The sequence below is a fragment of the Pseudomonas sp. genome (genome assembly GCF_026224925.1).
Lineage (GTDB): Bacteria > Pseudomonadota > Gammaproteobacteria > Pseudomonadales > Pseudomonadaceae > Aquipseudomonas.
This window is the reverse complement of sequence record NZ_JAMFRV010000150.1, coordinates 1-6,752: the sequence shown is the minus strand read 5'-3', so window position 1 is coordinate 6,752 and position 6,752 is coordinate 1. Positions and strand designations below refer to the sequence as shown.

The 6,752-nt window shown below is 53.9% G+C and carries 7 protein-coding genes; 1 reads left to right on the top strand and 6 read right to left on the bottom strand.

Annotated elements, in window-relative coordinates; all coding sequences use genetic code 11:
- The 4 genes from M0974_RS06430 to M0974_RS06415 all read right to left on the bottom strand — a co-directional run.
- Positions 1-1,241, bottom strand: a 1,241-nt coding sequence (locus M0974_RS06430) for a methyl-accepting chemotaxis protein (RefSeq protein ID WP_297834191.1), incomplete at its 3' end; no start/stop codon positions are given.
- Between the two features lie 139 nt (positions 1,242-1,380).
- Positions 1,381-2,694: a sensor histidine kinase gene (locus tag M0974_RS06425; RefSeq protein WP_297834188.1), complete on the bottom strand. Its 1,314-nt coding sequence runs from the start codon at positions 2,692-2,694 to the stop codon at positions 1,381-1,383.
- Positions 2,691-3,359 (bottom strand): response regulator transcription factor, encoded by a 669-nt coding sequence (locus M0974_RS06420; RefSeq protein WP_297834186.1) that lies wholly within the window; start codon positions 3,357-3,359, stop codon positions 2,691-2,693. Before M0974_RS06420 ends, M0974_RS06425 begins: the two co-directional genes overlap by 4 nt.
- Positions 3,359-3,667: a PepSY domain-containing protein gene (locus tag M0974_RS06415; protein ID WP_297834184.1), complete on the bottom strand. Its 309-nt coding sequence runs from the start codon at positions 3,665-3,667 to the stop codon at positions 3,359-3,361. Before M0974_RS06415 ends, M0974_RS06420 begins: the two co-directional genes overlap by 1 nt.
- 231 nt (positions 3,668-3,898) lie before the next feature.
- Between M0974_RS06415 and queD the strand changes: the two genes are divergently transcribed.
- Positions 3,899-4,255: a 6-carboxytetrahydropterin synthase QueD gene (queD, locus tag M0974_RS06410; RefSeq protein ID WP_297834181.1), complete on the top strand. Its 357-nt coding sequence runs from the start codon at positions 3,899-3,901 to the stop codon at positions 4,253-4,255.
- Between the two features lie 449 nt (positions 4,256-4,704).
- On the opposite strand, the gene M0974_RS06405 is transcribed toward queD, so the two are convergent.
- Positions 4,705-5,679, bottom strand: a complete 975-nt coding sequence (locus M0974_RS06405; RefSeq protein WP_297834196.1) for a DMT family transporter — start codon at positions 5,677-5,679, stop codon at positions 4,705-4,707.
- Positions 5,680-5,758: 79 nt separating this feature from the next.
- Positions 5,759-6,487 (bottom strand): helix-turn-helix domain-containing protein, encoded by a 729-nt coding sequence (locus tag M0974_RS33300; protein WP_367278966.1) that lies wholly within the window; start codon positions 6,485-6,487, stop codon positions 5,759-5,761.
- Positions 6,488-6,752 lie beyond the last annotated feature (265 nt).

Sequence of the window (6,752 nt, the reverse complement as noted above, 5' to 3'; positions counted from 1 at the left end):
TCGATCGCCGCGTTGAGCGCTAATAGGTTAGTTTGATCCGCGATGGAGCGAATAACGCCCAGCACGTTAACAATCGAAGACACATCATTCTGCAAGCTGTCGAGGGATGTCCCGCTGCTGCGAATGTCGTTAACCAACGCGTGGATCTGCTTGATGCTGCCATCCACCACACGCTTGGCCGCCTGGCCTTCAGCGTCAGTTTGCTGAGCAGCAACAGCGGCGCCCTGAGCGCTTTTTGCAACTTCGTGGGCCGCAGCGGACATTTCGTTGATAGCCGTGGCGACTTGATCCGTTTCGTGGCGCTGACGCTCCATCGCCTTCTCGGAGAGGTGCGCCTGATCCGACACCTCGCCCACTAAACCAGACAACTGAGCCGTCATTTCGGCGATTTGCCGTACAAGACCATGAATCTTGTCGACGAAGCGGTTGAAGGAGCCCGCCAACTCACCCAGTTCATCACTACCGGATACTGTCAGGCGGCGGGTCAGGTCGCCATCACCTGATGCAATATCATCCAGGTTGGCTTTCATCTGGCGTAACGGCCGCACGATGGTGCCGGTCAGGAAGGCGCCGATGACTGCGATGATGATCAGTACCAACACGGCGATACCGATGATGCTAATCAACATACTGTGCACGCGCGCGTCGACACTCTTTTGCACGTCCGCAACCTGAGCTTCTATCCGTTCAATGCTGACCGACGAGCCGAACGACATGTCCCACTTGGGCAGGTATTCGGTGTAACCCAACTTCGGAATAATTTCTTGAGGCTTGCCGGGCTGCGCCGAGGAATATCGCAGGTAATGGGTGCCGGCCTTGCCAACAGCTACCAGGTCACGGTTGTAGTAGACGCCGTTGGCATCGCGTACGTCCTTGAAGCTCTTGCCAATGTCGTCAGGGCTGTTGCCTTTGAACAGTCGTACGGCTTCGGAGTCGTAACCGAAGAAATAGCCCTCTTTACCGTAGGAGATGGCAGAGAGCATCTTAACCGCTTGTCCACGCGCCGCCATGTCGCCGGATGCAGAGGCGTCATACATTGGCTTAATCGCGCCTAACGCTACTGCGACGAGGTTTTGCAGGCTCGTCTTGGCATCGCTCAAAAGCCGCTCGCGGGTTTCATCAACCTCTTTTTTCGCCTGGTCCTGCAGCATCATGACAGTGGTCACGCTGATCACCAGCGCGAAAATGAGCACTGGCAATACCGCCAGCGCCAGTACTTTGGCCTTCAAATTGAGACGCATAAGTTTCCACTCTTATTGGGATCCAGTGTTTTAGTCGATACACTTGTATCATTAGCGGCCCGGAAATTAAAAAGTTTAGAAACATCCGTCGGCTCGTCAGAAAACGCTATTTAGGGTCGGGAAACAATACAAATGGCCACTATTTTTTGGGTACTTCAATCCGCACTTGAAGGCCGCCACGGTCACTGCTTAGTAATTGCAGCGTTGCGCCCCACGCCTCGACGATATCGCGAGCAATTCCTAGACCCAAGCCATGACCTTGGATTTGCTCATCCAGCCGTGCGCCACGACTGAATACTTTCTCGCGACGCGCCTCTGGAATGCCGGGCCCGTCATCATCAATTAACACACAGTAGTATCCAGGTTGATCGGTAATGGTCAGACAAGCGGTGCTGTCCGCCCATTTGCACGCGTTATCCAGCAGGTTACCCAATAGTTCGAGTACGTCTTCCCGGTCCCACGGTAGGTGCATTCCCGACGCTGAAGCATTGATGATTTCAAGATGGTGGCCGTGAATCATGCCCAACGTTGCCAATAGACCAGGCAGTTCAATATCACAGTCAAACTGCGCACCTGGAAGCGTGTCGCCGTAAAGACGCGCCCGATTCAGCTCTCGGGACAGCCGACGCTCGATCTGCTCAAGTTGCTCGCGCAACAGGTCGCGCAATGTGAGGTGAGCATCGAGCTTTGGACCTTCGGTTACGCTGAGCAACACCGCCAAAGGGGTTTTCAGGGCATGACCGAGGTTGCCTAGCGCGGTGCGTGAACGCTTAAGACTATCCTCAGTGTGGGCCAGTAAGTGGTTTACCTGAGCCACTAAAGGTTCCAGCTCTTGCGGGACATGGGCGTCGAGCTGGGAGCGCTGTCCTCGCTGCAGTTGGGCAACCTGTTCACGGGTTTTTTCAAGAGGCCGTAATGCCCTCCGCACGGTGATACGTTGCAGAATGAGGATGAGCAGTAACGCCGCTAGACCCAAACCGAGTCCAATCTGCCGCATACGGTCAAAGCTTGCGTTTACTGGTGTGTAGTCTTGCGCCACTGTGATCGACACATCGTGGCCGAACCGACGGTAGTCTTCACGCAATACCAACAACGACTGACCACTGTTGCCCAACTCAAAATTGGCATGCAGGCCAGCGGTCACAGGATCTGGCAGGTCCAGATCCCACAGGGATCGAGATCGCCAATGCCCTTGTGAAAAGTCAATGCGGAAGTAATGCCCGGAGTAAGGCCGCTGGTAAGCAGGTGCCAGGCGCAGTTCATCCAGTTTTAAACCCTGAGGACCTCGCGTAAGCGTGGCCAGCAGGTTTTCGCTCTCATTGCGCAGACCTGACTCCAGATAGCGTTGCAGCCCTGCCTCAAACAACCACAGGCTGGTTTGAGCCAACGCCAGCCCTACAATTAACAGCACGCTGATCAACCCCAAACTGAGGCGAGACTGTATGGACCTCATTCGGTCGTTGCACCAAAACGGTAACCCTGCCCGCGACGTGTCTCGATCACTGCTCGGCCAAGTTTGCGACGTAAATGGTTAACGTGTACTTCAATGACATTAGAGTCACGCTCGGTTTCACCGTCATATAAGTGCTCAGCCAGATGACTCTTCGAGAGCAGTTGCGCAGGATGGTGCATGAAATAGCGCAGCAGGCGGAACTCAGCTGCAGTTAGCTGAACCTCAACGCCGTCTTGAGCTACACATTGGCGACTCTCATCCAATTGCAGCCCGGCAGCCTCCAGCGTAGGTTGGTTGACCAAACCATGGGATCGCCTTAACAGCGCTTGAATTCGCAGCTGCAGCTCTTCTGGGTGGAAAGGTTTACCTAGGTAATCATCGGCGCCGGCTTTGAGGCCTTCGATACGCTCTGCCCACGATCCACGCGCAGTAAGAATCAGAACTGGGGTGAGTAATCCGCCACTACGCCATTGCTGCAGGACTTCAAGGCCTGGCAGGCCGGGAAGCCCGAGGTCGAGTATTATCAGGTCGTAGGGTTCACTGGCACCTTGATGCACAGCGTCACGCCCGTCAGCCAACCAATCCACGGCGTAGCCTTTGCTGTTGAGCCCTGAGATCAACTCATCGGCGAGCGGGACATGATCCTCAACCAATAGCAGCCGCATTAATCATCTTCCTTGTCTTTTAGTAATCGGCTATCGCTCGCATCGAACTTTAATTCCCGGACGACGCCTTGCGCCGTGAGCAGTTCTACTTCGTAAATATAGCGGTCATGTTCTTCCTCCAGCTCGGCCTCAAGCAGCTTCGCACCAGGGTACAGCTTCAACGCCTGTTCGATGAGCTGCTCTAGCGGCAAGATCATGCCTTGCTGGCGCAATTTCAATGCTTCGTCCTGGTTCAGATCCCTTGCATCTGCACCACAAGCAGCGAGCGTAAGGATGAGAAACCAATGTCGATGTCCGCTCAATTTCATCGGGTGTCCTGATCGTTGAAAATCCCAAGGGTGGAACGTTACGGCTGCGTTCGACGCATTCAGCCACCGCTAGCGCTGGGTTAGGATAACCGTTGCTACTTAATCGAAACTGAATTGTACTGAGCGCGGATCGAACCCATTGTTTAGCGCATCAGATAAACCATTGCTGTTAAACTGCTCATCTGCTTTTTTTCGCTTCGGCGAATGCCACTTTTTAGAGCTGAATACACTGTGGAAATTTTCAAAGAGTTTACGTTCGAGTCTGCGCACCGCCTTCCTCATGTCCCGGAAGGACACAAATGTGGCCGTTTGCATGGGCACTCATTTCGCGTCGCAATCTATCTGGCAGGCAAGGTTGATCCTCACACCGGTTGGATTCGTGATTTCTCGGAAATCAAAGCGATCTTCAAACCGCTGTATGAGCGTCTTGATCACAACTATTTAAATGATATTCCCGGCCTGGAGAACCCGACCAGCGAAGTACTGGCTAAATGGATCTGGGAACAATTGAAGCCACTGCTGCCGGAGCTGTCGGCCATTCGTATTCACGAGACCTGCACCAGCGGTTGTGAGTATCGAGGCGACTGATTCCTACACGTATACAAAAAGCCACCTTTACGGTGGCTTTTTTTGTATCTGGCCGACGCATGTGGTTCGCGTGTCAAACTCTAATCGATAGCGGTACGGTTGGCAGTTACCTGTCGCCCCCCCGCACAGAGCCGTCGCATACGGCTCCTGCTTTGGGCACATGCAGCGAAGCGATCCTCAGGGTAAGGATGTGCATTTCTGGGTTGAGGTATAGACGGCAACCGAAAACCGCCAAGGTTTCAGCTCATCCCGAATAGCCAGCAGCGTTGCACGCATTCGCTCATTCACCGTCAGTCGCAGAATTTGAAAGCCACCGCGTCTGTTGGTACTACAGCGGTGCCTGAAATCAAACGTATCCGGCTTACCCCGCCGAGCTACGGCCACACTATTGGTCGCCCGAGACTTCGCTTTAGCGCTGCCAATCGACTTCCCAGAGTGAACCTCTATTGCTAAGTATTAGAGTCAGACGGCTGAACATCGAGAGGCTGAGGGGCGGGAGATACACGATGACAACTCAAGCACCAAACGACCCCTATGACCAACAGCGCTATAGCCGCAAGCTCAGACATATCAGGTAGCCGATGCTCCCACAAAAAACCAAAGGCGAGCGCCGCTAGCGTTTCTATCACAAGCACTTGTCCACTCAGTGCCAAAGGTAGCAGCCGGCTTGCCTGGTTCCAGCATGCCCCTCCCACAACCGACGACAGTAGTGCTACACCGCCGGCTACGATTAGGAAATGTAACCATTCGGACGTGCTATGCGTTTCCGCCTGAAAACCGAAAACCGGTACTGCCAAAAGCAGTGATTGGGCCCCAGTCATTATCCCGGTAAGTAGAGCCCAGTCATGGGAGGATACGCTGGCAACAAGAGCTAACCGCCGAGCATTGCTCACTGCAAACCAACTCCAAGTAATCAACGCGCCTAACGCGCACAAAATCCCAACGATATTACTAACCGATGAACACCGGTTACTCCCATTGATTAGTGCATGCGAGCTAATGATCACCACCCCTGCCACAGCACAGCAGAGCGATGGGAAAAGCTTTCGTAGAGAAACCGCGTTTACGTCGTTACGACCCGCCAATGTAATGAGCACCGGGATAAGCCCGACTATCAGGGACGTTGTAGCTATGCCAATGAGTTGAACACCGCTTCCCACAAGGGAGTAGTAAAGGAGGTTTCCGATCAGGCTGAGCCAGAAAAGTGACATCCAGTCGGCAATGGTGAGGCTTGAGCGGACACGCCGCCAGCGCGGCATGAGCAGGGCGATTGAGAACACCCCGTAGCATAGAAAGCGCAGGACTGCGAATTGTAACCCGCTCAACCCAGGGGTTAGCTGTGGGCCAAGGAAAATCACGCCCCAGCAAAGACCCGCACACACACCGTACCAGACACCTTTTAACAGTGATCGATCAGCAAACATTTCATCAACACTCAGAACCTCAAAGCGTGAAGTTTGAAGAGAGCTACCAAGGCAATATTGTCGATAAGTTTTTATTTTTTTACCGAGACTGTATTTGAGCTTTTCGATAAACAGCCGGGGTCGTATTGCATACCCGCTGCATGGCACGGGTAAGCGCCGCCTGATCGGAGAAGCCGGTGCGCAAAGCGATGTCAGCTATAGGTAACGAGGTGCCACGCAACCATCGTTGGGCCTCGTCAATTCGCAAATGAGTCAGCCAAGCTTGAGGGGGCTTTGCGAAGAGCTGCCGAAAACGTTGATGGAGCTGGCTCATGCTCATGTTGGCTGTACGAGCCATTGCCTCGTTGCTCCAGTCTGCCCCAGGGTGTGCTCGTAGCCGGGCGACCAGCTGTTCCATGGAGGACGATGACTGAAGGGCCTCGGAGCTGAGCGACGAAAGAAGCAGTGGTACCAGTTGAACGGCAGCAATAGAGAGCTGCTCGTTACCAATTAGCTCTGCAAACTCGATGAGTCGCCGGGTAGCCGTGGAGATAGGTAGGTATATGCGCTGGGCCAAGCGCTCCAATTGGACGGTTTCTAGCGTCGCAGGCGCACAGTCCAAAACCAAAAAACGGCTATTTGAATGAGTGAGCTGTGAATGTACCGAGCCAGGAGTGACGAGGGCTGCGAGTGACGGGTCTATACAACCGCCTCTGCCATCCACGTCGATCTCCATTCGGCCACAAACCGGCAATACCAACTGAGCAAAGTCATGATGGTGGTGAGGGTTCTCGGTCTGGTAGCTACGGATTTCGAGGTTTAGAACCAATTGGCACTCCACTCTACCCATCTAGCGATGTGAGGCTACGCGCTCGGCGGACGCCATGCACCACGCGGGTATTCCGGATGAAGCGTGGGCCTCATATCTTAGCACTTAGCGAGCAGGCCGTTAATTGCGCAAGCGGTGTTGGCCGGACGTACATGGACGCCCCCTGTTTGCCAAGCTTTCATCTAGTAACGGTTTATAGATAAAGATTGCGCCCGTACATTCGGACTTTTATGCGAGACATGCTCGCTGTCCCTGATGGGTTCTG

Coding starts and splice junctions, on each gene's coding strand:
- M0974_RS06425 (WP_297834188.1), bottom strand. CDS start 2,694: ATGAGGTCCATACAGTCTCGCCTCAGTTTGGGGTTGATCAGCGTGCTG.
- M0974_RS06420 (WP_297834186.1), bottom strand. CDS start 3,359: ATGCGGCTGCTATTGGTTGAGGATCATGTCCCGCTCGCCGATGAGTTG.
- M0974_RS06415 (WP_297834184.1), bottom strand. CDS start 3,667: ATGAAATTGAGCGGACATCGACATTGGTTTCTCATCCTTACGCTCGCT.
- M0974_RS06405 (WP_297834196.1), bottom strand. CDS start 5,679: ATGTTTGCTGATCGATCACTGTTAAAAGGTGTCTGGTACGGTGTGTGT.